This is a genomic window from Sulfolobus islandicus Y.N.15.51 (genome assembly GCF_000022485.1).
Taxonomy (GTDB): domain Archaea; phylum Thermoproteota; class Thermoprotei_A; order Sulfolobales; family Sulfolobaceae; genus Saccharolobus; species Saccharolobus islandicus.
On record NC_012623.1, the window covers coordinates 2,268,000 to 2,294,349 of the forward strand.

Below are 26,350 nucleotides of genomic sequence, written 5' to 3' on the forward strand. Positions count from 1 at the left end.
TCAATAGCCAGTTACGTTTCAGATAGAATCGGAGTAATGTATTTAGGAAAATTAGTTGAGATTGGATCCCCTGAAGAAGTGATAAGTGAACCACTACATCCCTATACGCAAGCACTATTACAAGCTGTTCCTGTCCCAGATCCAGATGTTGGTGTAAGGGAGCCTAATATCAAGGGTGAAATTCAAAGTCCTCTTGAATTACCAAAGGGATGCGTATTCTATAATAGATGCCCGTTCGCAAAAGATATTTGCAAGGAAAAACCCCCAGAGATAAAGAGGATAAAGGGAGATCATTATGTCGCATGCCATCTGTACTAACCTTACTTTTTCATTACTTTTCTCTCTTCTGTTTTTCTCCTTAACTTTTTCAGGTACTCAATTATTGGGATATCATGGAATTTTTAGCTCTCTATCAATAAATTTGAATGTGGAAGTTTCGGTTAAGAATTTATCTTATGGCGGGTATAACATTACTATTAAGGAGAGTGGAAGTTCCTATAATAATACCTTAGGAATTAAGGTTAATTACAATGGAGGATATTACTATATCGTAAATGCAACAAATAAGGAAATATCAATTACATATTATTTATCTAACTCATCAAACATAGGACTACTTGCCCCGTTCTACATACCGCATTTAAATAATGGAACTTTCACCTTTAATGAAAAAATAGTAAATTCAAGTAGCAAGGAAATTGAAAGTCAGTTATTAACCAATGTTAGCGTTAAGGAGAATCATAGCGTATTAATACTCAACTTTTCAGATTTGAACCTTACAGCTATCCCCACATACTATGTCAGCCAAAGGATAATTTACGTGAATAATTTCGTTAGCCAAATGCAGAGCAATTACACTAACTCGGGACAAATTTACCTTTATACTGACATATCTTTAGTCAAAAATGAAACGAATTCTGCCAGCTTAATTATACCAATTATAGTAGTAATTGTTATAGTAGCAACAAGCGGTGTTGGAATGTATAAGTTAAGGAAATCGTCAAGATAGTTAAAAAAGATAGTGCTTTGTTCAATATTTCAATTTTCTTAGATATTAAGGTCGTTAAGTTTTCTTAAATTCAAAATTAAGCGTTGATTTAAAAGTAGGTTCCACGTTAACTCAGATAAAAATTAAAGCAATCCACACAGGAAAAAGATAGAGAATTTGTAACTTCTTAAAATCTCTCTCCTAAAAACTCCATTAAACCTCTTATGCTTACCATTGTACCGGCTATAGCAAGTATCATGGATACTACCAAAACAGATAAGCTTTGAAATGAAGCTCCAATATAATCCAATCCGATTGCTCCGCTTAACATCGCAAGGCCAACCATTATCTTTAGTATTGACCTCATTCCATTTAACCTCCATCAATAAAGCCAACATGCCACGTTATGACCTGGAGAAATTTCCTTTAGCTCCGGTTCTTGTTCCTTGCACTTAGACATCGCAAATGGACATCTTGGGTAGAATACGCATCCCCTCTCCGGCCTAACTATGTCAACCTTAATTTTTATTTCCTTCATTTTGTCCCTTAGTGAAGGATCTATTCTAGGATATACCTCAATTAGCCCTTGTGTATACGGATGTAATGGGTTTTTAATAATCTCATTTGAACTTCCTAACTCTACTACCTTTCCTAAATATAACACTGCAATTCTATCAGATATTATTTTAGCTATTGGTAACTCGTGTGTTATAAACATAAATGAAAAACCTTTACTTTCTCTAGCATCTTTTATTATCTTCAAGATCTCTCCCTTTAATGAAGCATCTAACATTGTAGTAGGTTCGTCTGCAACAATGTATTTAGGGTTCACAACTATAGCTCTAGCTATACTTAGTCTCTGTCTTTGTCCACCAGATAACTGATATACCCTATTTTCCAATAGTTCTAGTGGAAGATCAACTAACCTCATTGCCTCCTCTATTTTTCTATCTATATCAATCTCTTTTTTGTACTTTAATGGCATCGCTAAAACATCATAAACTCTCATTATAGGATCTATAGATGAATAAGGATCTTGATATATCATTTGAACGTATTTGCTAATATCTTTCAACTTTGCCTTATTTACGTTAATTTCCCTTTTATCAACTCTAATATAAATATTGCCAGCCGTAGGTTTTTGGAGACCTATTGTCACTCTACCTAACGTAGTTTTACCAGAACCGCTTTCACCTACGACCCCCATAACTTCCTTTTCTTTTATACTTAACGTTACATTATCCAGCGCTTTAACTATATACTTCTTACTAAATATTCCACTCTTAGTGAAATACACTTTTAGGTTTTCTACTTTAACTATATAGTCACTAATAGAGCCAACATGCAACCTCATCACCATCTGAGAATGCTTTCATTTTAGGTTCTTCCTTAAAGCAAATATCCCTAGCGAACGGACATCGAGTATTGAATCTACAACCTACTGGTGGATTTGAGAGGTCTGGCATGGATCCCGGAATCCCCTTTATTATATCTTTATTTAATGTGGCAATTGATTCAACAAGTAGTGAAGTATAAGGATGTCTAGGTTTTTTGAATATAACTTCTGATGGCCCACTTTCCATAACTTTACCCGCGTATAGCATATAATCCCTATCCGAAATCTCTGAAAGTAAGGCGAGATCATGAGTTATGAAAATTATGGATAAGTTTAACTCTTTCCTTAATTTTTTCAATAGGTTGAGAATATGTTCTTGAACCATCACATCTAAAGCCGTTGTAGGTTCGTCCGCTATTAGAATCTCCGGATTTAAGGCTAGGGCCATTGCAATGAAAGCCCTTTGTTTTTGACCTCCAGAAAGTTCATGGGGGTACTTTTCGGCCAATTGTGGATCCATGTTAACCATTTTGAATAACTCCTCAACTCTCTTATCATAATCTCCAGTCCAACCATGAATACGTAAAACCTCAATTATTTGATCCCTTATCTTAAAAACAGGGGTGAACCCTGACATAGAGCCTTGGAATACCATTGCTATTTTCTTCCATCTATAATTTTTTCTAAATGTCTCTTCGTCCAGTTTTAGTATATTTTCACCTTTAAATAGTATCTCTCCACCCTCAATTTTTCCCGGAAAAGGTACAAGTCTCATTATGGCATAGCCTATCGTACTCTTTCCAGATCCGCTTTCTCCAGCGAGTCCAATAATTTCTCCCTTATCCAAATACAAGTTAACATCGTCAACAGTTTTTACAATACCCCTCTTCGTGTAAAAGTAAACCTTTAAATTTCTTACTTCTAATAACATCTTACCTCTCACCTAATGTAACTCTCTCTATTGCGAAACCTATTAGCACGAAAGGTATTGCGACGATAACAATCATCGCTCCAGGGAACACAACCCACCACCACCATCCGTTAACTTGTGCTTGATAAGTTTCTGCAGCATCTAAAATTCCTCCCCAAGTTACTATATTAGCTGGAGCTATTCCTAAAAAGGCTAACGTTTGGGCTAAAAGGATTCCTGCGGGGACACCTAAGGCCATATAAGCTACTGTTATTGGTATTAACCTAGGCATAAAGTGTGTAAAGAATACTCTATATGATGGTATTCCAAGTAATTTATCAGCCTCAACAAAACTATTTGACTTTATTGATAAAGCCATTGACCTAGCTATTATAGCGTAAAATGGCCAAGACAAGAATGCTATTAGGAGGGCTTCAATTTCCAGATTAGGTTCCGTTACAAATGAGACTGCAACTAAAAAGGGAAGAGCTGGCAATGCTAAGAATACTAAGGTAAGCCACTGTATTGCAGAATCCTTGTTCCCACCCAGATAACCAGAAATTCCTCCAACAAAAATTCCCACGAGTACAGCGACTAGTGAAGTTAATGCACCTATTTCTAACGCATTCGGCAATCCTAAAAGAACCCCTAAATCCAATGGTCTTCCGAAATAATCAGTTCCCATCAAACCATAGGAATTACCCAATAAGAGCAACCCTGACTTTGTAATGTTCATAGGCGAAGATGACACTATTTCTATCTTAATTACATACCTCCCTTGTTCAGTTGTTGTAAAATTGGATTTTGGAGAGTTAAATAGTGCTGATGATAATACAGTGCTATTAACTATATTTGGTGTCTTTCCAGTAATCGAAGATATATAATTCAAAATATCACCTCTAATACTTGTAAGGTCAAATGGCACATTAAATACTCCATTTGGAACGTTTACCTGTAAGGTATAACCGTCTGGTTTACTCCAATATATTACTTCCTCAATAGGGGTAATATTGGTTGAGACTATGAAATATACGTTATAGGCCGGTAAGACTTTAGACCAATTGAATTGATATGTTATTATTGCTACAAATATATTTTTTGCAGGTGAATATAGGGACATATTTATTGGTGATAACTCCTCCGTTGTGAAATACTTGTTTGGGTAAAAGATAGATAACCAAGCTGGAGGTACATGTTCCGGATACTGATTCCAAGATGCTGGATTATTCCAAGATGCGTAAACTTTTGCAGGAATAGATATGGCTATTCCAGTAAATATAAGTAAAATAATTAAAATTATAAGACCTACCAATCCGATTTTACTAGACAAAAAATCTCTAAGATAAGAGGAAAAACCTACATTTCTTTTACTCAATCTTATTCACCTACCTTTATTCTAGGATCCAATAATCCGTAAACTAATTCCCCTAAAAACAATCCAAGTAGCAACACAATTGTCAAAACGTAGGTTATCCCTAATATCACTGGTAAATCATTTAAGGTTATGGCAACATAAGTTAACAAACCTACCCCAGGCCATTCGAAAACAACCTCTGTGGTTAAACTACCTCCTAATGATCCAGCTAGTGCTAAAATAGCTTGTGTGGCAATTGATGGGGAGGCAGAGCGTAAGACATGTCTATACAATATTCTGGAATCTGGTAATCCTCTAGCCTTCGCTGTAATCACAAAATCTTCCTTCATAATTGATGTAACTAAACTTCTAACAATGTATGCGAATCCTCCGACGTTTACAATAAATATAGTAATCAATGGTAATGACATATGATATAAAACACTTATTCCATAATCAAATGGATTCTTTGGCGGTGGAACTGAGGTCATTCCTCCAGGTGGGAAAACTTTAACTGCATATGCTAAAGCAGCAATTAGGACAAAACCTAACCACCAAGTGGGAATACTAGAGTGTATTACAGCTATTATTGCGATTACCTTCTCCCAGAATTTAGATTTTGCAGAGAGTAAGCCAATTATAGTCCCAGCTACTATGAATACTATAGTAGCAGTAGTAAATAAGAGAATAGTATTGGGCAAATAATAAGCTATAATTGAACTAACCTCTCTAGAACCAGAAGGAGCTTGTAAAAAGTAAGCTGTACCGAAATCGAAACGCATCAAATTATACATTTGGATAAAATATTTATCGATAATTGGTTGGTTAAGCCCGTAAGCCGCAATTAAAGATTCCCTATACTTCTCTACTGCAATCTGAATTTGAGTAGAGTTTAGATTATGGGCATTTTTAAACAAAGTTTGAGAGAACTGTGCAACTTGAAAATTGATACTCTTAGCTATAACCTCCTGCAATATGGGAAAAGTAAAAATATAAAGAATGGTTAAAGTGGCTAGAAGAACTGAAAAATAAATAAGTACCTTTTTTATCATATATGTGGTAAAACCCATTATTACTCACTCTTTTATTATCTCCTTCTGAATAATAATACCGCTAAAGCTATTATTATAATTATTAGGACTACTATTACAGCAATATAGCCAATATTCGAGGCACTAGATACTACTGTACTGACTATAGTACTCACTACAGTGCTGATTACAGTACTAACTGATGTAGTCGTAGTTGTACTTGTTGTAGTTGTTGTACTTGTTGTAGTGCTCGTAGTAGTTGTTATGGATGGTAATACTACAAGAGTATATGTTACTGGATTTATTAATATTGAAGTATTACTGTACGCTGATACCGATAGTAGGTATGATCCAGGGGATAATGAAGATGGAACAGTAAAGGTAAATTGTCCACTAGAATTGGTCATTAATTGATATCCTGATATTATAGAGCCATTTGGATACAGTAATTCTATATTAACTACGGCATTTGGAGTAGGTATTGCTGTGGTACTTCCAGCAGGAGTTCCCATTACAGTACCAGTTAAGGTTTGACCAAGTGAAACTGTTGATGGGATGCTTAGTGAAACTGAATACATAGTCGGTAAGGCTAACGCATTAGATGGAGGAACCAAATGGAAGTAGGGATTCCTTATCAGTTTTGCGTAGGGTGGAGACGCACTCGGATTCCACGCTACCAAGATATATGGACCATCACCTATTAATCCATTTCCATAGGTCTTCATGAAGTTAATTGCCGCTTCATATCCAGCTTTTGCTTCTTGTGGAGTTACTAGAGTTATACCGCTTAAGTTCTCTACTATCTGTAAACTCTTAGGTATATATCCAGTAGCTGAGGCATTCTGTAACGCTGAAGTTATATATCCAATATCAGTTGGACTAACTAGATTCAGCCAATCAATTCCTTTGGACTGAGCTGCTGCCGTAGACCACGCAGCTTTACCTTGTGCAACAACATCTTTCATACCAACATACATTTGCCATGGGAAATAACCTCCGCCAGCTAACGCGTAACCTAGTGGATTGAAAGATCCAAATAAGCTAACTACAGCCTCAGTAGGATCGAAGAACCAATCATTGCCCCATATTTCTATAGCACTGGAGTTAATTATCTTAAATCCTTTAATAGTCTGTAGTGCTGGAGCATATACTGATGATGCAGTTGAGTCATAAATTGGATTACTAGAGTTTAAGGACATCTCGGATGCAACAATATATTCATATATTATGTCAGCAAGAGTTATATTTTGACCATCAGCCCATTTATCGTTATTGAACAGTGGGGCTAAGTTATATATTACAGCCATTTGCGCAGTAGTATTAGGAGATACCTTAGTTATTTGCTGCGTAGTTGGATTCCACCACAATGCATTTGAAGGTACTGATACTACAGCATGTGGAGTTATATTAACTATCTTGTAAGTATAAATGAAAGGTACTGGGTATCCCGAACCTGGTGCTGTTAAAGAGGACGGAGTGAATAAAGCGTTTCCTATTTCATCTGTATAGGAATCAGTGAAACCAGCACCGGGATTAGCCGAACCTTGACTTAAGTATCTAACACCTATTGTAACATTAGGATAGCTTCCATTCGTTATAGAATAATATGTCTGGAAGCTTAGTAGTGTACTTTGGGCAAAACTTGGATACACACCATTAATGTTAGATAGTGCGTATATTGGAGTTAGACTCATTCCTAGTCCTATTCTTACTGACATGTTAATACCTAACTCTACAATCTTATTATATATTTGGTAATATTCTTGGGCGCTAGTGAACTGACTTTGGGCTATTATCAATGATAGATTGTCAAGCTCATTAGCCTCTTTGAGTAATAATGAGGATTCATACCTAGTATCGTTATACGTACCCATACTTAAGCCGTAATATGAAGAAAATGGATCAGAAGCCCCTAAAGTACTGTAAAGTCCTAGTGCTAAACCAGAGTCATAATACCCATAAGTCCCACCCCAAGCTTCAATTAATATATTCCACGTAGTATTTGCAGGATCGCTACCGTATACTACAGAAATTTCCTTTTGTAAATTCCCTTGAATTTGTTGGACAGTAAAACCTAACTTCTGTAGTTGAGTTATAAAGTATTGGGCATATTCTCTCCTTACAGTGGCATCAGTTCTGACAAATACGTAAACTGTTATGGGTTTCCCATTATAATACCATTGTCCATTAATATATTTAGCACCATGAGCAGTTAGAACTTTATAAATGGTTTCATTTGCATAAGTGAAATTATAGTGAACATTAGCGTACTTAGATAGTGTTTGTTGGAGATGAATCACATCAGGTTCTCCAGCATATAGAGATATAGTTGGTATACCATAACCGTGTAGTATACTATCTACAAAATAGGTTCTATTTACTATATAGTTCAGTGCGAATCTAACTTCTTGGAATTGGAATGGGTTAAAACCAAAAGTAGTATTTAATGGATTTACCAGAATGTCATAATAAGTACTCGGTAGTAAGTAAGCTTTAGCCCCTGGAGGCAAACTTGTATATTCTGATGGAGGTACAGCGTAAGCATAAAAGGCTATTTGCCCATGCTCAAAAGCCAATATACCGTTGGCGTCATTACCGTTATATGAAATTATTGTTATTGCTGTAGAAGCAGGCGAGGAACTTGCAGATTGTGCTATGGCAAAAATGGGACTGATAGCAGTTGCAACTAGTATTAAGAGCGAAATTATTTTTTTGTCTTTTATACTTAACACACTATACACCGGATATATTTAGGAATGAGTAATATAAAAAATCTTTTGCATACAATGATTCAATCTTGATTATTTACTAATTAACATGATCTCACTCGACATTTTGACAATTTCCATATTAATATCATCTATTTCCCCTACTAACCTGTAGGGACCAATTCCCAAATCCCTAGTGAATATCCATACTTCTCTGCCCCTCACTGCCACCGCATTTTTAAATAATTTAGTATAACACGTTTCACCTTCATATATATTATCCCTAGTATAACATACTATGGCGAACTCCCTATAATTTTCCACTGCAAACTTTTTATCTAATCTTTTGCCTACGCTTTCATCATATACTTTAATTCTTATCTTCGTAATATCAGACTTGAAAACTTCCGATACTTGCCTTAAACTTTCATAATCTGGAATGGGGTCTCCTATTAAAACTCTGTCGACGAATTTGAACAAGTAATTGGCAGAATCGAATGGTTCTACATACCTTAAAACCTCTAATGTGGTTCTGAGATTAAACTTTGGATTAGAGATAAACGCACCGATCTCTATACCTCTTTCCTTAAATATCCTATTTTTCTCTATAAAGATCTCTTTAGATATCCCACTATACAAGACTGGGTAATAGTTGTGGCAAGCCTTAATCCTTTCAAGATTTGCATTTCTGGCAATAAAGTCTACCTCTTCCTCGCTTATCTCAAATGGGTTTAGCTCAACAGTCATTTGCTTACTCATTTCAACGATTTCCTCTTTACTAAATCCGTAGTCAGCCCTAACTCCCTTAAAGCCAATTTCCATAAACATTGATAAATTCCTAGGAGATGCGTTCAACTCTTTAAGAATTTGCGGGTTTATATCCACAAAGGCATAATAGTCCAATTTGTTAGCCTCTTTTAAGATCTCCTTGGCAACACTAAGCGCCTCATTTACCGGAGTCCTCCAATGGGTTCCGGGACCAATTCCCATGAATATTTCGGAAAATCCCAGATCTCTAACATTTTTCAATAAACTAATTTGCTCATCTTTTATCTCCTTCCAACCTGGGAAGATTGAGAAACCGATTCTTCTCTTAGTCATACTATATAAAAGGCTTTGAGGATAATATATTTGACATGGATCAAGTTGAGATTCGCACTCACACCGCCTTACATGTGGTCAAAGGAGCTGTGAGGAAAGTTTTGGGTGCCAAATGGACTGCAAGCACTTACGTTAATAGCAATCATGGGAGATTAACGGTAAAGTTTGAGAGGAAACCTAGCGATCAGGAAATGGATAAGGTCTTTGAATTGGCTAACGAGAAGGTTAGAAAAAACCTTCCAATAATAATTGAGGTTTTACCTAGGGAAGAAGCTGAAAGGAAATATGGAGATGAGATCTACGATCTCTTTCTTATTTCAGCTGAGGTTAGGGAGTTAAGCATTGTGGTAATACCAGATTGGAGTATTAATGCTTGCAATAAGCAACATACTAAGTTTACCTCTGAGATTGGAGAGATCATCAAGGACTATTGGAGATATAGGAATAGTAAACAGTTACTCGAGATTTCATTTGACATAAAGTGTTAAGAATGATAGGAAAAGTCCTTGAGCTTTTAAACTGTAAGGAGACTGAGAGGGAAATTAACAGAAGAAAATTTTCAATATGCGATGATGTTAACTTCATCTTGAATTTACCCATCGGTTATTTAAAAGATGTAATTTCACCACTTGAAAACTATTTATCAAAACATATGACTAATAACTTTTCAAGATTAACTCGCGTAGTTCCTAACGATTATGAGGATACACAACTACATTTCAGTAAATTCTTTTTAAACCTTTACAGTAGCGCAATTTCTGAAATCCCAAGATTTAACATCCTTACCTCACTAGTCATCTTAGATGAGTATCGAATGATGCCAGATAAGGCTTTAATTGCTGCAGCTGACGAATTGGCGAGGAATGGCATTAACGCAATTTTCTCTACTTCAACACCTTCGGTATTCTTTGAGGAGGAGATAGTAAGTAGATTTAGAAATAGAAGAGTGGTATCTATTTCAATAGTTAATGAATATGGGCAAGCGGTTGAGGGTAGGGATTGCGTGAAGAAAGGTGAGGGATATTATCAGTGTAGGGGTAGTTACGAAGTGATTGAATTAATTGAGGATTTTGACATTAGGGATTTAGATTATGAGATCATTAAAGGTGAAGAGGTATTTAAGGTAAAGGAACCATTTACGCTTTTCGTAAATTCTTGGGAAAAGGCGTTGAGATTATACAGAAAGTTAAGGGAGGAAAGAAATACTGAGGTATGTTTACTTAATAGTAGTGATGAATGCAAAGTGACTATTACACCTAAAATTATGCCTACTAGGTTTAACGTGGTGAGCGAAATTTCATCATTACCAACTATTGTAGCTAGAAGTGGAATTATTAACGATAAGGATAAGATCTACGTCTGGATTGATAGGGATAATTACGATACAGTGACTGAAAGTACTCTTAATCTACTTTCAAATATCAAAGTATGCTTAAAACATCCCTTTGGCTGTAATGGAAAGATGGGATATGCTAACAAGACGGTCTTAAAGCCTAACATTGATGAAAGGCTTATAAAAAGGCTAAGTGAAATAAGCCACTTAATGGATAGAAGGGAGTTCGAGAAGGTGACAGAACTCTTCAGTGATTTCGTAACAGTCGATCTATTTACTGATAAAGAGAAAATAACTACAGTACCTCCCGAGTTTGTATACGAGAACAAAAAGAAGATATTATACTACGGAAATAGCTGCGTTTACACGTACTTTACTGATGGAGAAAAATGCTCTAAGATAGTTTATAATTGGTTAGAAGGCGGAGGTGTTTCATGGCTTAAGAGGAATTTAGCAAGGGCTTATAAGAATTACGTTGAGGAAGAAGGAAAAAAGGAGGTATTTTTGGGATTAAAGGCTAAAGACGTGGGAGAATGGATTTAGAGAAGTTTAGGAGAGAGTATTATTACGTTGTCCCCATAATCGCCAATAGGATTAAGAAAGATGAGGAGAAAGTTAAAAAGTACATTGAGCTTGCTATAATCTTACAGAGCGCAATAGGAAATGAAGTATATACTGCATATTATCTTTACTACATATACGAGGAACTGGGTGATATTGATCTAGGAATTCCGATCGTTTTGGCAATTGTTAACCATAGAGATGTATGGAAGGCTAGAGCTCTCAGAAGTGTTACAGCGTATAATACGTTAAAGGTATTTGAGGTTAAAGATGATGTAAAGAGAATAATTGAAAATAAGTTAAGGGAAATTAACATTCCAATAAAAATCGTTATGAAAATATTAAATAATATTGAACCAATACAGATTAGAAAACTATTTAGCAATTTGTCTATAGTTCACCCAGAAGTGTATAGTCTGATTTTAGGTGTATTTACCTCGATTAAGCAGGGAAATGAGGGTTAGAATTCCTTTTTATAACCAAAACTAAAATTTAAGTATGGGAGGAATTTTCGCTTTCGTATGCAAGGATTCCATTGATGTTTCAATTATTAACAAGGGTTTAAAGAAGTTGATTTATAGGGGATATGATAGCGCTGGTATTGCTTACCTTGAAGACGATAGCTTAGTAATAAAGAAAATTTTAGGTAATATCTCAAAGAATGAGATAAGCGTTAGTGACAAGGCAAGAGTTGCAATAGGTCACACTAGATATGCGAGTAGGGGTTGGCCAACTTTGGAAAACGCTCACCCACTGACTGATTGTAATGGGAAGATAGCAGTTGTAATGGACGGTATTCTTGACGATTACGAAAAAATTAGGGAAGATCTGATTGCGAAGGGACATAAATTCGTCTCTACAACTGACGCTGAGGTGATTCCCCACTTACTTGAGAATTCAACAAACTATCTAAACTCATCATTAAACGTTATGAAAAGGGTAAAGGGCATTTACTCTCTGGTTTTTGTAACCATAGACATTGATAAAATATTCGCAATTAACTCTGGCCAACCCTTGATGATAGGTATCACACAAGAGTGTAAATACGTTTCTAGCGATTTACCCTCTTTGAGCGGTTTTGCTGAGAATGCGATAATAATGCCAGAAAATACTGTGGCAGTAATCTCTTGGAATGATGTGCAAGTGTATAATATTGAAGGTAATGAGGTAAAACCGGAAATTAAGAGAGTTAAATACAAGGAGGAGATAGCTGAAAAGGGTGGATTTCCACACTTCATGTTAAAGGAGATATACGATATCCCACAGGCCTTGATAAACTCATTTAACTCTTTAATGGAGAAGTACCTTTCCTTAGCCTCGATGATACTATATGGTGCTAAAAACGTTTATGTGATAGGTAATGGAACCAGTCTTCATGCTGGATTAATCTCCACTTACTATTTCTCAGAAATCGGTCTAAATGTTAACGTTGTAAGTGCAGCGGAATTTCCATATTATGCCTTGGAAAACGTAACTACTGGTTCAGTAATTATTGCCATAAGTCAAAGTGGAGAGACCAGTGATGTTATAAGGAGTGTTAAAATGGCCAAGCAGAGAGGAGCTGTGATATTAGGCATAACCAACTCCGTAGGTTCAAGATTGGCATTGGAGTCTAACGTATACCTACCAATAACCGCTGGACCAGAGATGGCTGTGCCTGCAACCAAAACTTTTACCTCGACTATTGTGGTACTTAAGGTACTTTCACTATATACTGGACTTCACTCCGGGAAAAATAGTAGGAGTGACATTAATTCATTAAAAACCGAGATCGAGGAATTGGCTAAACAGCTTGTTACGAGTTTACCGGAAATGGAGAAAGAGGCAGAGAAATTGTCTATTAAACTGGATAAGGAAAGCTTATACGTTTCAAGTAGTGGGATAAATTATCCCGTAGCATTGGAAGGAGCTTTGAAATTTAAGGAAGCTTCAATGACTCACGCAGAGGGTATGCAGTTGGGAGAGCTCTTGCATGGTCCAATCGTTCTCACTAATAAAGGTTATCCCGTGATTTTAATAAAACCTGCTGAGGCTGAGGATTTGTACAATAAGGTTGTTAAGTCAATAAGGGAAAGGAGGGATGTGATTATAACCATTTCTGAAGATGGTGATATGAAGAGTGTAAAGACAATTAGGGATTTGACTCCTATAAGCAATGTAATACCGTTACAGTTATTAGCTTATAAGCTGGGAGTTAAGAGGGGTTTCCCAATAGACACTCCTCCGGGACTAGTAAAGGCTGTCATAGTTTAAAAAGTAATAAATTATCCTTTTTCTATCTCTATTATATGACTATTGAAGTTGAGAACTTACAGAAGAAGTTTGACGATAAAGCAGTGCTTAAGGGTGTTAGTTTTACAGTTAGAAGAGGTTCGATTACAGGTTTTATTGGGCCAAATGGAGCTGGAAAGACAACTACAATAAAAATACTTGCTGGACTACTAAGAAAGGATGCAGGGAAAGTTAAAGTATTTGGAGAAGATCCTTGGGATAACCCAAAGGTTATAGAAATGATTTCAGTCATTTTCACCAACTTAATTCATCCTCAAGAGAACACGGTAGGAGAGTATTTGAGGGATCTAGGAAATATTTATGGAAAGAGGGAGATAATTAACTATCTAATTGACGAATTCAAGTTGACATCACACCTAAATAAGAAACTCTATCAATTGTCTTCAGGTTTGGCACAAAGAGTTCAATTGGTTGCCGCTTTGATAAAGGAGGCAGAGTTAATAATAGCTGATGAACCAACTGCAAATTTGGATCCCTCCTTTAGAATGGAATTCTATGAGATAGTAAAGAGGCTGAATAGGAAAAATGATGTGACGTTTTTCATTTCGTCCCATATTCTCTCCGAGCTTGAAAAAGTTATAACTGATGTAGTATTTATTAACGACGGAAGAATATCATACACTGGTAAGATGAACCAAGCCTTAAGTGGAGTTGGAGAGGAAGAGATTTACGTGATGGTAAATGATTCTGAAAGGGCCTTGAAGGTATTGGGAGGAATATTGGAGGGACCGTATATTAAGGTTAAAGGTAAACTAAGGGAAATAGTTGACAAGTTGGATGATAGTGGAATTGAGATTATAAGTATTAGGAGGTCTTCATTGGATGATGCGTTCAAGAAGTTTTCAAATATTTAGAGTTATATTCAAGGAGAGATATCGACAACCAACTCTTGAGTTAGTTATACCAACAATGTTAGTTTCAAACATCTTCATTACTGCATTTTACGCTAGGGGATTATTTAACACTTATGGTTTAGTACTAGCATTCATACCTTTAATAAGCGTTTCAGAAACCCTAGCCTTTGCCTTAGCTTTGAGGAATATCATTTTCGTTACTGGGGATCACATCTATAGGGGTTCCATCATATCCTTCATAATGATGCCTATAAAGAGAATTAGCTTGTTCTTCTTCACATATTTTTGCGATATCGTATTACCATATTTATTTTGGTTATTCACAACCGAACTTTACATTTTGCTTTCCGGAATTCCAGTTCCTCAATACTTAATTCTGGTCTACACTGTTGGTTACTTCTTTACTGAAAATATTATACTTTTAACGGCCCTCTCATTTAAGAGTGGAGGAATAGTGACCCTCCTATCCGGGACAATCTTGGGAATCTTATTCATCTTTGGAGGTATTGCGGGATATTATGGAATAATGACAAACTCACCACTGACACCAATAGCAACTATTTCGAATCCATACGTGTTTTTAATTTATGAAGCAATAACCCAAAAACAGGTAACTTACTTGAACGTTGGAATTTATAGTGAGGTTATAATATCATTGATACTTTTCTTCGTTTCATTACAAAAATTCAGGATAATGGAGGTGTAATGGGATGAAATTCGGACTTCTTACCACCATAGGTTTATCCCTATTAGTTCTATCCCTATTATCCATTAATTCACCAATTCACTCATACGTAAGCATTTCAAACCCATATTCCATTAAAATACCTAATATAGCATATGTTAATGCTAGGCTTCTCGAGAACAACAGTAATGTCACAGTTTACGCCAAGCTCGTTCACAATGGAAACGTAGAAAATATTGTTAAATTACCTTATTATTTAGAATTGACGCCAGGGATATGGGAGTTCTCCATATATAACGAGACGTTTCCAATAACTTTAACAAAAGTGATAAACGCCACTGTTGTTAATAAGTCAAACGGTATAGTATACGTTTATGAATATCAAAAAATAGAGAAATATCAAGAAATAGTGACAACTAAAAATGCCACCTATCCTATTGCTCTCGAAGTGACAATATACAAGGTTAACATACTTCAATACAAGACAATAGCGGAAATCCTTGGCGTACTCCTATTATTCATTGATATTATCTTATTGGCTTTTAGGTTTATTAGAGATAATCATAAATTATAGATGAAAGGATTTACTATTCATGATCATTTCCATAGCAGCCCATAGTGAAGAACCAAATTCCGAGCTAGCCGAAAAGGCTAGAAAGTTCGTAAGGTCAATTAAAGCATGTAATCCAATGTTGCTTTTAGGAGGATATTGGGGATTAATGAAAGTGGTAGTTGATGAGGCGTCAAAAGAGAACATGAAAACAGTCTTGATATTACCCATTGAGAGGGAAAATGTTATAATTCCTAGAGACGTAATTTCAATAAAATCTAGTTGTGAGTTTAGATGCAGATCCGTAATCCTTGTTAGGTCTGGTGATATACTAGTTTCATTGGGAGGAGGTGTTGGAACGGAAATAGAAATAATGATTGCTTACGCAATGGGAAAGCCAATATTTGCATTATCTAATACGGGGTTGAGCACTGACCAATTCGCTAAGGCATTTCCAGAATATATTGACGATAGAAAAGTCATTAAGATAAGGTATTTTGAGGATCCGGAGGAGATGGCTAAGGAGATTTGCAAGAGTGAGATGAAAAGTGTGAAGACTACTTTCGGCTAAGCTTTCGCAACTGATTCCATAACTCTTCATCGATAGGTATTCCATCAACGAGCCTTTTCGCTCTTACATTTAACCCGTGTTCACCAGGGAATTCAATTCCTAAAGTTTCCCTCAATTTCTCTATTTCCTCTCTATACCCTGCAAAGAACGAAGGATTAATACCTATTAATACTTCTCCCTTATTTGGAGGACTTTCAGTATTTAGCACACCTTTGACGTCAGATCCTAGGGCTGAGCCAGTCAGGAAACTCACTAGACTTTCTAAAACTAACATTAAGAAGAATCCTTTCATTCCACCAATTGGTAATAACCCTCCTCTTAACGCTCTTTCTGGATCTTCTGTAGGGTTACCATTCTCGTCAACTGCTAAACCCAAAGGGATTTTCTCCTTTCTTCTAAGGGCTTCTATTATTTTACCTCTTGAAGTTGCTGACAGTGCCATGTCTAGGACTATTGATGGTGGGATACTTATTGAAATTGGAGTAGTTGATAGCACTTTCCTTGAACTTCCTGGCATAACTACTGCAAGCTCTGCATTGCCAAACATTATTCCAACTAGTCCCCTCTTGCCTAATTTCTCAGTGTAATAACCTAAGAACCCAATGTGAGACGAATTCTTAACTGCTATTATCGAAATGGGATCACTCGTAAATTCCCTTTCAACTAACTTAGTCCACAACACAATACCTATACTTGCTTTAGCGTCTATCCACATACTATTTCCGCTTTGCCTTATGATTTCATATCTTAACCTTTTACTAATTGTTCCAAGTTCTATACCCTTAACTAGGGGAATTAATCTTTGAATACCGTGAGAAGAATGGCCTCTAAGTTCTGCCTCAACGAAGTGGTCAGCTATTACATCACTATCCTCTACCTCTCTTTCCTTAAGTATTTCAATAATTAACCCTCTTAACTCATCAGCTCTTACCTTTTTCATAAGCGAGATATTTTATGATAAGTCAAATTTAAGAGTAGTTGAGAAAGATTGTTCTGTATACGGTTAAGTATATATGCTTTCTTACATAATATTAAGACATGCCACATTTCCTGATTCATAACAAAAACGACAACGTTGGAGTTGCCATAACTGACATTAAAGCTGGGGAAGAGGTGGAAGGAGTATACATTGAGGACATGGCAAAAGGACCTAAGATTAATGCAATTAACAACATACCCTTAGGGCATAAGATAGCCTTAAGTAATCTCAAGCAAGGTGATACAGTGATAAAGTACGGTAGGCCAATAGGATCTGCTATAAAGGAGATTAAGATTGGAGAACACGTACACGTACATAATATAAAATCTAGCAGGTGGGGAAAATGGAGAAAAAGCCAGTAATAAAGGGTTACATTAGGGAAAACGGTAGCGTTGGAGTTAGAAATTACGTAACCGTAATACCGGTAGATGACCTATCTAATTCCGCTGCAATAGGAGTATCGAAACTAATTAGGGGTACTGTTGCAATTCCTCATCCATATGGTAGGTTACAATTTGGTAAAGACTTAGATTTACTCTTCCACGTTCTATCTGGGACTGGTGCAAACCCAAACGTAGCTGGAGCAATAGTTATTGGGATTGAGGAGAACTGGGCAAATAAGGTAGCTAATAAAATAGCTGAGACTGGAAAACCAGTCGAGGTTTTTCCTATTGAGGGAAATGGCGATTTGAGAGTAATTGAAAAGGCGAGTAGAAAGGCAAAGGAGATGGTTCAAGAGGCTAGTGAGAAACAGAGGACAGAAGTTGATCTATCCTCTTTAGTTATGAGTATTAAGTGTGGGGAGAGCGATACTACGTCTGGTTTGGCATCAAATCCAGCAACTGGGTATGCTGTTGATAAGCTGATTGATTACGGTGCAACAGTATTATTCGGAGAAACGTCAGAGTTAACTGGTGCTGAGGACATAGTTGCAAGTAGGATACCGGATCCAGTGTTAAGAGAGAAGTTCATGAAGATTTACAAAGAATACGTGGATTTCATTGAAAGTCAAGGAGTCGATTTATTGGGTTCTCAACCAACTGAGGGGAACATTAAGGGAGGATTGTCGACAATAGAGGAAAAAGCTTTAGGAAATATACAAAAGTTGGGTACTAAACCTATAACTTGCGTGCTAGATTATTTAGACCCATTAGAAAAGAATTCGTCTAGACTATGTTTCGTTAATACCTCATCTGCTGCAGCAGAGGCAGTTACATTGTTTGCAGCTAAGGGTTCTGTACTTCACTTGTTCACGACTGGTCAAGGGAATGTTGTTGGGCATCCAATAATTCCCGTTGTTAAGATTTCAGCAAATCCAAAGACTGTTGCGACAATGAGTGAGCATATTGACGTTGACGTTTCTGACTTACTTCAACTAAAGGTTAGTTTAAGGGAAGCTGGGGAGAGGATATTCAACTATACGATTAGGGTTGCAAATGGCAGGTTAACTTCAGCTGAGCTATTACAACACGATGAGTTCTCACCAATAAAGCTTTACATAAGTGCTTGAGGATGAAGGTAAAACCTTTTTCTTTATCTATACCCTTTAATACTAATCCTCCCTCTGATTGGAAGGATACGTGGGATGTGCAACTCTACGTTAAAGTTGAAGATGAAGAAGATTACGGTTGGGGAGAAACATTAGTAGCGGGGAGCGGAATTATAAACTCTTACCTTTCCATTATAAATGATATAGTAATACCAATTTTGTCTAAAGTAGAATTAACCGAACCAACAGACGTTAGGACTATTTTAGAGAAGATTCTTTTTAGTGCTGGAAATTGCGGAGTTGTTTCCGGGGCCATAAGCGCTGTGGAAATGGCATTATGGGGTTTAAAAGCTAGGAAAAGTAATGTGGAATTGACTAGACTAATTGGTGGTAAAGTTAGAGATTCAGTAAAAGTATACGCTAGTTTTCCCAGATTTGGTAAAATTGATTATATTATTATTGCAACTAGAAAATCTATAGAGAGAGGTTTTGATTTAGTTAAGCTTCATCAATCTCCTTCAAGTGTTATAGATGCGGTTAAAGCTATAAGAGGGAATTATAAGGAAGTTAAAATAGCGATTGACCTTAATTCTCCTTTTGATAATCTAGATAAGGCTAAGGAGTTCGTGGACAAGGTTCATAAGTATGAGATTGAATGGGTAGAGGAACCATTATGGCCTCCCAATGATTACGATTTACTTTCCAAGCTTACTGAATTTTCTCCCATACCTATTGCAGCCGGAGAGAATGAATACTCCTTATACGGTTTTAAGAAAATGATCGAAAGTGGTATAACGTATCTACAACCAGATATTGCTAAGATTGGAGGGGTAAGTAAATTTCTAGAAATATTAGATTTGGCATCAAAACATAAGGTGAGAGTATTGCCTCACGATAGGCCTGACGCTTCTCCACTGTCCTTGATATACACGTTAAATCTCGGACTAGTAAAGAGCCAAATAGAAATGGTGGAGTATACAATTGCGGACTTTCCCAACGACCTATTTTACTCCTTGCCAAAATTCAAAGATGGCTATATATATCCCTCAGAGAACCCTGAAGTTATAGAGGAAAACATAGAAAAATATGGTTATAAAAATAGGCTCAGAATATTACATTTCAGTGATCTAGAAAGTAAACTAACAAGGAAATAATCCGAAGAATTTACAAGAAAAGTGTGAAGAAAACCTATACAGTTTTATCTAATTTTGAAGAAATTTAGACATGACCGAGGAAAAGACAATTAAATGGTGATATATATTTGAGCTTAACACCAGTCGCTAATAGTTAGCGAGATTAAACCTCTTTAACCTTTTCCCACTTATATTCGTGTTTACTAGTGGCATAACTTATCCTCACTTTTAATTACTTTGGAAACCTGAATGGCCCAATTTACCCCATCATTGATGTATATAATTGGAATATTACGAACAAAAATCTATTAATTAATTTTTTAGTAAATATGCAAATATTTTTAAATGTTGGAAGAATATCTTTTTCGTTTACTGAGGTACTGATGAGTAATTCCTTCTTCCCTGAACAAATAATTCTTATAATTCCAACTTTGATAGTTGCCTCTTTAATATTCTATAGATATAAAAAGAAGATCTCCTATAAAAAGTTTTATGACAGTTATCATAAAATTAAGAAATATGAGCTTTTTATACTCAAGGGAATATTGCCATACCAATAATAAGTGCACCATGAGATAAGTACTTCATCTTTAATGCTCAAATTTTGAAATTTTGACTTTATAGATTATAAATGACACTAACCAAGCTGTTGCAAATGTACCAATTATTATCATCCCAATACTTGACCACCATCGATCACCATTTATTATTGTAATTAGTTCCCAAAAAGGTCCACTGAAGTTAAATTCTGCTTGAACTACTCCCAAAAATTCCAATGTCCCTATCAAATAAGCTACTAGTATTGATATAGTAGTCATTGTTAGGTTATACCATAATTTTCTAATTGGATTTCCACTAAAAGCCCAACCGTAAGCTCCGCTCATATAAAATCCATCTGTAGTGTCAATAAGACTCATCCCCGCTGTAAATAATAAAGGAAATACTAGAAGATTCCATAAGGGTAATTTTAAAAATATCCCTGCTGCAGCTGCAGAAATGGCTAAAAGTGCTGTTTCTGAAGCCGTATCGAATCCTAACCCAAACAGTACCCCTATTGGATACATGTAGTGCTGTTTATCTACTACTTTGAACAGCTTGCCGAAAAATCTACTCATAAATCCTCTCTTTAATAGGAGATCTTGTAGTTTCTTCTCATCCATATTCTTATTCATAGTATATTGATTATAGATTTGATAAATTTCTAATAAAATAACAAAGTTAAGAGATCCTATAATGTATAAAAATCCTCCACTTATAAGCGTACCGAGTACGCTACCCATGTTCTCAAGTATCGAAATATTGGAAACGATAAAACGGGTTGCAACTATTAAACTAACTGCTAATAATATAACTATTATTGAATGGCCTAACGAAAAGAACAACCCAGTAAATTGTGCTGGTTTCCCCTCTTGAATTAACTTTCTCGTTGAGTTGTCTATTGCTGCTAGATGATCTGGATCTATAGCATGTCTTAAACCGAAGAAATAAGCTAATACGCCAAGCGTAAAGAAGGTTCCCTTAATCTGTGATTCCGAAATATTAACGGGAGTATTCCCCACAACTCTTGCAGATACGAGTAACCAGTAAAAGAGAAATCCAGTTATAATTATTTCGCTTATATAAAATAGAACTACATTAACTAGAGATTCTTTACCGTTTGTCCCTACACTTTCATTTCAATCATTTTATGATCATTCATGATCGAGTGTAGGGACTTAGCCCTCAACCACCTTATAGGTGGGTCATGGGACTCCTTCGAGCCCAACGGCACGGGGCTCACATCTCCAGCTCTCCTCGCTAAGTTGTACAGTGCAACTACATCCCTATGCCACTTTTCCTTCCCCTTCTCACAAACACCAACCCTTGGGGCATCGCCCCCATCGGGTTGATAAACAATCTTCAACCCGTGAACTGGGCAAACAGTGGAAGTATAAGATGGGTTAACTAAGACCACGGGGACACCAAACTCCCTAGCCTTCTCTATGATGACGTTCTTCATTGAGGAAAATGCAGATCTATAAATCCTCAACCTAAGCTGTTTATCCTTAATATCCTTTATCATATGCTCCGGAGTTCTCCTTGGCAAGTCCTCTAAAACTATGACACTCCTACTTTCAAAAGCTTCAATAACGATCAGCTTAGCTAATTTCCTCCTAATGTCTACTTTCTTATCCCTCTCCCTCAGCCTCTTTAACTTCCTCCTCACTTCCCTATCCTTAGTTGACTTACCAGTGATTGTCAACTTCCTCCTATACTCATAGCCCAGAGTAATTTTCTTAGTGTTAGTCTCTAAAAGCATCGGTTTTCCATCAACTAATACAGAGACTGAATTCTCATTTAGATCAACTGGGATGAAACCCTTAGGTTCATAAGGTTTAACATCCTTCTTAAAAATGACGTAGAACTCTACAACATTTCCCTTCATCAGCCTAAACCTGGCCTCACTCGCAATCAACCAACCCTTATTATAATATCTCCAGAAGATCTTAGGGAAGGTTGGTGAAATGAGAATCCTACTCCTCTTTGTGGAAATCGAAATCGTGTCGAGGCTGAACTTCCACAGATGATCGTCGAGGTGAATAGTAACTCTCCTCACAGACGGTTTCTCAGTGTAACTTTTACCTCTCTTCTTCAACTTCTCAAAGCTATCCAACCTCTCGCTTGCATCCTCACAAGCTGTGTAGATGTAGTGTGAGGGTAAGTCCTTATGCTTCTCCCTCTCAGTCTTGTAAACTCCAGCTTTAATCCTGGTGAAGGAGGTAGTCTTATTTACGAGCCCATAATTTATTGCCTCCTCTAGAACCTCTCTGTACTCCTTCTCGACCTCCTTAAGTGCTGAGTATGTAGAATAGTCAACCTTAACCCTTAACTTCACTGTCCTCTCCACTTAACTCACCTATTAACTTTTTTACACCTTGAACTAGGAGTGTTTTCTTGTGACTCTTCATTCCGTAAATTTTCCCAGCGAATGAGGTAATGATGTAGATTAAGTCCTCAACTAGCTCTTGTGCGTCATCTTTGGGCTCCTCACCGAAAACTACTTCAATCTTAACTCCCATGGTTGAGAAGAACTCTTCAATGTACTCGAAACAGAACCTTGTTAACCTATCTTTGTGTGTTATTAATACGATGTCGACACTCCTTCCCTCAACAAGTTTGAATAACTTAAGTAATCCTTTTCTTTGTGTGTTTAACCCGCTTGCAATATCTTTCAGTACTTCAACTACCTTGTAACCTTTTGCCGTTGCGTAATTTGTTAGGTAGTTTATTTGTCTTTCCAAGTCTTCTCTCTGATCGGTAGAGGAGACCCTTGCATAAATTACAGCCCTCGTCTCTTCCCTCTTCTCTAAGTACTTCTTTATCTCGCTGTAAGGTATCCTGTACTTCCCTCCTTCAGTTGTTACTGCCCTTATTTTTCCTTCTCTAATCCACCGTAGGAGTGTTGAGTATGAGATGCTGAGCAGTTGGCAAGCCTCCTTAGGTCTCAGTAGTCTCTCCACAAAATTGGTTGATAATAAATAAATATAAAAAGATTTCTATTAACGTGAGAAAGGATTCAGCCCTAGACGGCATTCCTTTATTCCATTTGTCCATATAATCAGTCTTCCATTAAAATATTTAAACTTTACTACTAAATCCTTTAGTAATTCATACCAACGTAATTCATACTAATTCTTCAGTAAAAAATGTTTCTTTCATGTATACTTAAACTAACTCAAATGGAAACACTTATAAGTTTACTATAGAAACATTTCCATATGTCATTATCACAAATAGCTTACGAGAAAATTCTGGAATACATTATTACTGGCAAATATAAGCCCGGTAGCACTCTAAAAGAAGAGGAGCTTGCGTCATTACTTAAGATTAGTAGAACCCCAATTAGGGAAGCCTTAGTTAGGTTAGAAAAGGAGGGAGTAATAGTAAAAAATGGTAAATCATTCACCGTAATACCGTTAACTGAAAGTGATATTCTTCAACTCTACGAGGTTAGAATTAACCTGGAGTCTTTAGCAGCTAAACTAGCAGCAATAAGAGCTAGCCAAGATGAGATTAACAAGATCATAAACGTTTTAAACGAGATAAAGGTGTCAGTAAATGCTGATCCGTTAACCTTAGCCAACTTAAACGGTAACTTACATAGAACCATCGCCGAGGCGTCACACAACAAATACATTGTGGATATTTTGGATAGTATTAGATTAAAACTAAAAATTGTTAGGATAACCTTGTTTACCAGCTTCCAGAGAAGGGATGATGAGTTTAGGGAACATGAGAGTATAGTAATAGCAATAAAGAATCGCAGTCCAGATTTGGCTTATGATATGATGAGAATGCATGAGGAGAAAGTTTTAGAATACGTGAAGCAAAACATTCTACCAGTGTTGTTTAGATAAAATTTTATGCTCAATTCTCATTATTAACTTATGATAAGGAGATCCCAGTTATACGTTCCCGCAATTTCCGAAAAGATGATAAGAAAATCGATTGAACTAAAGGCTGATTCGATAATTTTCGATCTTGAAGATGCTGTACCTCCAGAGGATAAGGAAAGAGCAAGGGAATTGCTAATTAAACTTGTGAAGGAATTGGATTGGGGTAAGAGGGAGTTATGCGTTAGAGTTAACTCTTTACAGCTACTTGACTCCTATAAGGATATTACAAGAATTTCAAAGGACGATAAGATCACGTGTATTGTTATACCTAAGGCTGAAAACGATCTCTCATTTCTCCACAAGGCAACTGGGAAATACTTGATACCGTTAATAGAGACTGCAAAGGGTTTAGTTAAGATTGAGGATATAGTTAGGTCTGAAGGTGTTGTCGCTGTAAGTTATGGTGCTGCTGATCTTTCCTTATCCCTTGGTGGAGACTATAATTTCTATGAAAAGAACGAGTACGTGAAGACTTTAATTGTTAGTGTAGCTAGGGCTTACGATGTTGACGCCATAGATAAAGTTTACTTCGATTTGAAGAACCTAGATGGATTTAGAAGAGAATGTGAGGAAGCAAAGAAGTTGGGATACCTGGGAAAGCAAGTTATTCATCCTTCTCAGATTGACATTGCCAATGAGGTATTTTCCCCAAGCAAGGAGGAAATCGAGTGGGCTAAAAGGGTTATAGAAGCCTACGAGAAGGGAAAAAGAGAAGGTAAGGGTGCCATAAGGTTAGATGATAAATTAGTTGATTACGTGCATTATAAGATTGCTAAGAGGATAATTGAGTTCCAGAGCTAGCATCCCTATATACAACCCAAGTACCTAAGGCCTTTGCGCATAAATTACCGTTACCATCATATGCTGATATGTCAACTACTATTAGCCTTTTTCCCTCACTTATTATTCTAGCTTCTACTATAAATGGACCATCCTTCATTGGCTTCAAAAAGTTTATTTTGAGTTCCACTGTGACTCCATCCTTCACGTTTTCCAAAGTTCTCACGGCGTAGCTACCTGCATAGTCAACTGCTGAGAATATTATTCCACCGTGTAAAATCCCACCTATTCTAGTCAACTTTTCGTTGAAATTAAATTTTAGCCTTGCGTAACCTCTTTCAAGTTTCTCAAACTTGATTCCTATAAAATTGAAAATTTCCTCTTGTTTAAGCATTTCATTTACTTCGCTTGCCGATAACATGAGAATAAGTTTTCATTCATCATTAAAAAGTTTCTTACATCATGGCGTAAGGGTCATTGGACTATACTGTATAGTGGGTCAATTAGTGAATACTTTTCATTCTCCTTAAGTATTATTCTCTCATTGATCAACTGTTTCAATGCGTGATTAAACCCTAGACCCCAAATTCATCACCCCGAAAATAATTCAAGGGAGTTAAAAAGTGGATAAAATAATTTAACTAAATATTCTTGCAAAATAGTAATATTATCTTGCAAGAGCAAGATAGTTAGGAGTAAGCGGAAATCTTCCTTGCTCGTTGTCCCCTTGAGGAGCAAGTATAGTGTATAGATTAACATTGCTAGTACGAAGATGAACAGGCGGAATAGCCAATCCTTGATGAGGTAAAGATTAAGAAAGACTTAATCAACTTGTATGATGTTTCTATTGGCGTCCTAACCTTGTCATACCATTTCACAACAATACTCCTATTTACATCTAGGTTTGTCCCCTTTGCCAAGTACTCCTTTTCCCTACCATGATGCACTATTAGCCTAAATGTCGCTTTCTTACCATTTGACTTTACAGTATAATCTCCATCAAAATTCCTATGTATCCCAACCTTACCCACGGGTACTCCAATGATGAAGTTGACAAGTAGTTGATCACGTCTACTGAGTAGAAACCGGCATCTAGTGTTACTAATTCTATTTCTAGGCCCAATGCTAGTATTTGTTGTATTAGGCTTTCAACTATCTTTAGTCTAGTCATTCTACGCGCGTGAATGCTAGTGTTAGTGTTTTTCGCTTTACTCTTGTGGTTGTTGTTGCGTAATTCCACGCGTAGCCTTTTTCTGACC

General features: G+C 36.5%; 29 protein-coding genes. 15 read left to right on the forward strand and 14 right to left on the reverse strand.

From position 1 onward, the window contains the following. Positions 1–36: 36 nt before the first annotated feature. Together YN1551_RS17720 and YN1551_RS17180 are read left to right on the forward strand one after the other, a co-directional pair. Positions 37–318: an oligopeptide/dipeptide ABC transporter ATP-binding protein gene (locus tag YN1551_RS17720; RefSeq protein WP_238527843.1), complete on the forward strand. Its 282-nt coding sequence runs from the start codon at positions 37–39 to the stop codon at positions 316–318. A 109-nt stretch (positions 319–427) separates the two neighbouring features. Next, positions 428–1,009 carry a hypothetical protein gene (locus YN1551_RS17180; protein ID WP_238527844.1) on the forward strand — a complete coding sequence of 194 codons (582 nt, stop codon included), beginning with the start codon at positions 428–430 and terminating at the stop codon, positions 1,007–1,009. Positions 1,010–1,175: 166 nt separating this feature from the next. Here YN1551_RS17180 and YN1551_RS12275 read toward each other — a convergent pair whose 3' ends face one another. The 7 genes from YN1551_RS12275 to YN1551_RS12305 are packed head-to-tail and all read right to left on the reverse strand — an operon-like array spanning position 1,176 to position 9,428. Continuing rightward, the gene (locus tag YN1551_RS12275; RefSeq protein WP_012717982.1) at positions 1,176–1,355 is read right to left on the reverse strand and encodes a hypothetical protein; all 180 of its coding nucleotides are present in this window, start codon (positions 1,353–1,355) and stop codon (positions 1,176–1,178) included. 15 nt (positions 1,356–1,370) lie between these two features. Beyond that, complete coding sequence (locus tag YN1551_RS12280) at positions 1,371–2,348, reverse strand: ABC transporter ATP-binding protein (protein ID WP_012717983.1); 978 nt, start codon at positions 2,346–2,348, stop codon at positions 1,371–1,373. After that, entirely contained in the window at positions 2,317–3,255 is a 939-nt protein-coding gene (locus YN1551_RS12285) for an ABC transporter ATP-binding protein (protein WP_012717984.1), read from the reverse strand. Before YN1551_RS12285 ends, YN1551_RS12280 begins: the two co-directional genes overlap by 32 nt. A 1-nt stretch (position 3,256) precedes the next feature. Next, a complete protein-coding gene (locus YN1551_RS12290) occupies positions 3,257–4,609 on the reverse strand; it encodes an ABC transporter permease (protein ID WP_012713041.1) in 1,353 nt (450 codons plus the stop codon). Positions 4,610–4,611: 2 nt separating this feature from the next. Further along, positions 4,612–5,658, reverse strand: coding sequence for an ABC transporter permease (locus YN1551_RS12295; RefSeq protein WP_012710566.1), 1,047 nt, complete (start codon positions 5,656–5,658; stop codon positions 4,612–4,614). Between the two features lie 17 nt (positions 5,659–5,675). Further along, a complete protein-coding gene (locus YN1551_RS12300; RefSeq protein WP_012717985.1) occupies positions 5,676–8,360 on the reverse strand; it encodes an ABC transporter substrate-binding protein in 2,685 nt (894 codons plus the stop codon). A gap of 60 nt (positions 8,361–8,420) precedes the next feature. Beyond that, positions 8,421–9,428: a MupG family TIM beta-alpha barrel fold protein gene (locus YN1551_RS12305; protein WP_012717986.1), complete on the reverse strand. Its 1,008-nt coding sequence runs from the start codon at positions 9,426–9,428 to the stop codon at positions 8,421–8,423. 35 nt (positions 9,429–9,463) lie between these two features. Here YN1551_RS12305 and YN1551_RS12310 point away from each other — a divergent pair, with 35 nt between their 5' ends. Genes YN1551_RS12310 through YN1551_RS12345 form a run of 8 tightly spaced genes read left to right on the forward strand, consistent with a single transcriptional unit; the run spans position 9,464 to position 16,274 of the window. Further along, on the forward strand, positions 9,464–9,916 hold the full coding sequence (locus YN1551_RS12310) for an alanyl-tRNA editing protein (RefSeq protein WP_009990028.1): 453 nt from the start codon (positions 9,464–9,466) through the stop codon (positions 9,914–9,916). 2 nt (positions 9,917–9,918) lie between these two features. Next, complete coding sequence (locus YN1551_RS12315; protein WP_012715606.1) at positions 9,919–11,304, forward strand: hypothetical protein; 1,386 nt, start codon at positions 9,919–9,921, stop codon at positions 11,302–11,304. Next, positions 11,295–11,786 carry a CRISPR-associated endonuclease Cas3'' gene (locus YN1551_RS12320; protein WP_009990026.1) on the forward strand — a complete coding sequence of 164 codons (492 nt, stop codon included), beginning with the start codon at positions 11,295–11,297 and terminating at the stop codon, positions 11,784–11,786. Before YN1551_RS12315 ends, YN1551_RS12320 begins: the two co-directional genes overlap by 10 nt. 34 nt (positions 11,787–11,820) lie before the next feature. Further along, positions 11,821–13,575: a glutamine--fructose-6-phosphate transaminase (isomerizing) gene (gene glmS / locus YN1551_RS12325; protein WP_012715604.1), complete on the forward strand. Its 1,755-nt coding sequence runs from the start codon at positions 11,821–11,823 to the stop codon at positions 13,573–13,575. A 35-nt stretch (positions 13,576–13,610) separates the two neighbouring features. Further along, positions 13,611–14,468 (forward strand): ABC transporter ATP-binding protein, encoded by an 858-nt coding sequence (locus YN1551_RS12330; protein WP_012713034.1) that lies wholly within the window; start codon positions 13,611–13,613, stop codon positions 14,466–14,468. After that, on the forward strand, positions 14,437–15,174 hold the full coding sequence (locus YN1551_RS12335; RefSeq protein ID WP_012717987.1) for a hypothetical protein: 738 nt from the start codon (positions 14,437–14,439) through the stop codon (positions 15,172–15,174). Before YN1551_RS12330 ends, YN1551_RS12335 begins: the two co-directional genes overlap by 32 nt. Before the next feature lie 4 nt (positions 15,175–15,178). Then, complete coding sequence (locus tag YN1551_RS12340; protein ID WP_012713032.1) at positions 15,179–15,727, forward strand: hypothetical protein; 549 nt, start codon at positions 15,179–15,181, stop codon at positions 15,725–15,727. Between the two features lie 19 nt (positions 15,728–15,746). Beyond that, complete coding sequence (locus YN1551_RS12345; protein ID WP_012713031.1) at positions 15,747–16,274, forward strand: LOG family protein; 528 nt, start codon at positions 15,747–15,749, stop codon at positions 16,272–16,274. Here the strand turns inward: YN1551_RS12345 and YN1551_RS12350 are convergent. Then, positions 16,261–17,214 (reverse strand): Ldh family oxidoreductase, encoded by a 954-nt coding sequence (locus YN1551_RS12350; protein WP_012713030.1) that lies wholly within the window; start codon positions 17,212–17,214, stop codon positions 16,261–16,263. The genes YN1551_RS12345 and YN1551_RS12350 overlap by 14 nt on opposite strands. Before the next feature lie 98 nt (positions 17,215–17,312). On the opposite strand from YN1551_RS12350, the gene YN1551_RS12355 reads away from it, so the two are divergent. From YN1551_RS12355 to YN1551_RS12365, 3 genes are read left to right on the forward strand one after another with little or no spacing between them, the layout of a single operon-like run. Continuing rightward, the gene (locus YN1551_RS12355; protein ID WP_012717988.1) at positions 17,313–17,615 is read left to right on the forward strand and encodes a UxaA family hydrolase; all 303 of its coding nucleotides are present in this window, start codon (positions 17,313–17,315) and stop codon (positions 17,613–17,615) included. Next, positions 17,597–18,763, forward strand: coding sequence for a UxaA family hydrolase (locus YN1551_RS12360; protein ID WP_012710579.1), 1,167 nt, complete (start codon positions 17,597–17,599; stop codon positions 18,761–18,763). The genes YN1551_RS12355 and YN1551_RS12360 overlap by 19 nt, the downstream gene beginning before the upstream one ends. A 2-nt stretch (positions 18,764–18,765) precedes the next feature. Next, the gene (locus tag YN1551_RS12365) at positions 18,766–19,896 is read left to right on the forward strand and encodes a mandelate racemase/muconate lactonizing enzyme family protein (RefSeq protein WP_012717989.1); all 1,131 of its coding nucleotides are present in this window, start codon (positions 18,766–18,768) and stop codon (positions 19,894–19,896) included. A 569-nt stretch (positions 19,897–20,465) separates the two neighbouring features. Here the strand turns inward: YN1551_RS12365 and YN1551_RS12375 are convergent. From YN1551_RS12375 to YN1551_RS12385, 3 genes are read right to left on the reverse strand one after another with little or no spacing between them, the layout of a single operon-like run. Then, on the reverse strand, positions 20,466–21,494 hold the full coding sequence (locus YN1551_RS12375; RefSeq protein ID WP_048052372.1) for a HoxN/HupN/NixA family nickel/cobalt transporter: 1,029 nt from the start codon (positions 21,492–21,494) through the stop codon (positions 20,466–20,468). Positions 21,495–21,538: 44 nt separating this feature from the next. Continuing rightward, positions 21,539–22,750, reverse strand: a complete 1,212-nt coding sequence (locus YN1551_RS12380; RefSeq protein WP_012717992.1) for an RNA-guided endonuclease InsQ/TnpB family protein — start codon at positions 22,748–22,750, stop codon at positions 21,539–21,541. Further along, positions 22,734–23,375, reverse strand: a complete 642-nt coding sequence (locus tag YN1551_RS12385; protein WP_012717993.1) for an IS607 family transposase — start codon at positions 23,373–23,375, stop codon at positions 22,734–22,736. The genes YN1551_RS12380 and YN1551_RS12385 overlap by 17 nt, the downstream gene beginning before the upstream one ends. A 258-nt stretch (positions 23,376–23,633) precedes the next feature. Here YN1551_RS12385 and YN1551_RS12390 point away from each other — a divergent pair, with 258 nt between their 5' ends. Both YN1551_RS12390 and YN1551_RS12395 read left to right on the forward strand, forming a co-directional pair. Then, positions 23,634–24,272 (forward strand): GntR family transcriptional regulator, encoded by a 639-nt coding sequence (locus tag YN1551_RS12390; protein WP_012713026.1) that lies wholly within the window; start codon positions 23,634–23,636, stop codon positions 24,270–24,272. Positions 24,273–24,302: 30 nt separating this feature from the next. Next, the gene (locus YN1551_RS12395; RefSeq protein ID WP_012713025.1) at positions 24,303–25,112 is read left to right on the forward strand and encodes an HpcH/HpaI aldolase/citrate lyase family protein; all 810 of its coding nucleotides are present in this window, start codon (positions 24,303–24,305) and stop codon (positions 25,110–25,112) included. Here the strand turns inward: YN1551_RS12395 and YN1551_RS12400 are convergent. The 3 genes from YN1551_RS12400 to YN1551_RS17730 form a co-directional block, all read right to left on the reverse strand. Further along, on the reverse strand, positions 25,084–25,512 hold the full coding sequence (locus tag YN1551_RS12400; protein WP_012713024.1) for a PaaI family thioesterase: 429 nt from the start codon (positions 25,510–25,512) through the stop codon (positions 25,084–25,086). The genes YN1551_RS12395 and YN1551_RS12400 overlap by 29 nt on opposite strands. Positions 25,513–25,852: 340 nt before the next feature. Beyond that, entirely contained in the window at positions 25,853–26,122 is a 270-nt protein-coding gene (locus YN1551_RS17725) for a hypothetical protein (protein ID WP_238527845.1), read from the reverse strand. Beyond that, positions 26,074–26,262 (reverse strand): hypothetical protein, encoded by a 189-nt coding sequence (locus YN1551_RS17730; RefSeq protein WP_238527846.1) that lies wholly within the window; start codon positions 26,260–26,262, stop codon positions 26,074–26,076. Before YN1551_RS17730 ends, YN1551_RS17725 begins: the two co-directional genes overlap by 49 nt. Positions 26,263–26,350: the final 88 nt, after the last annotated feature.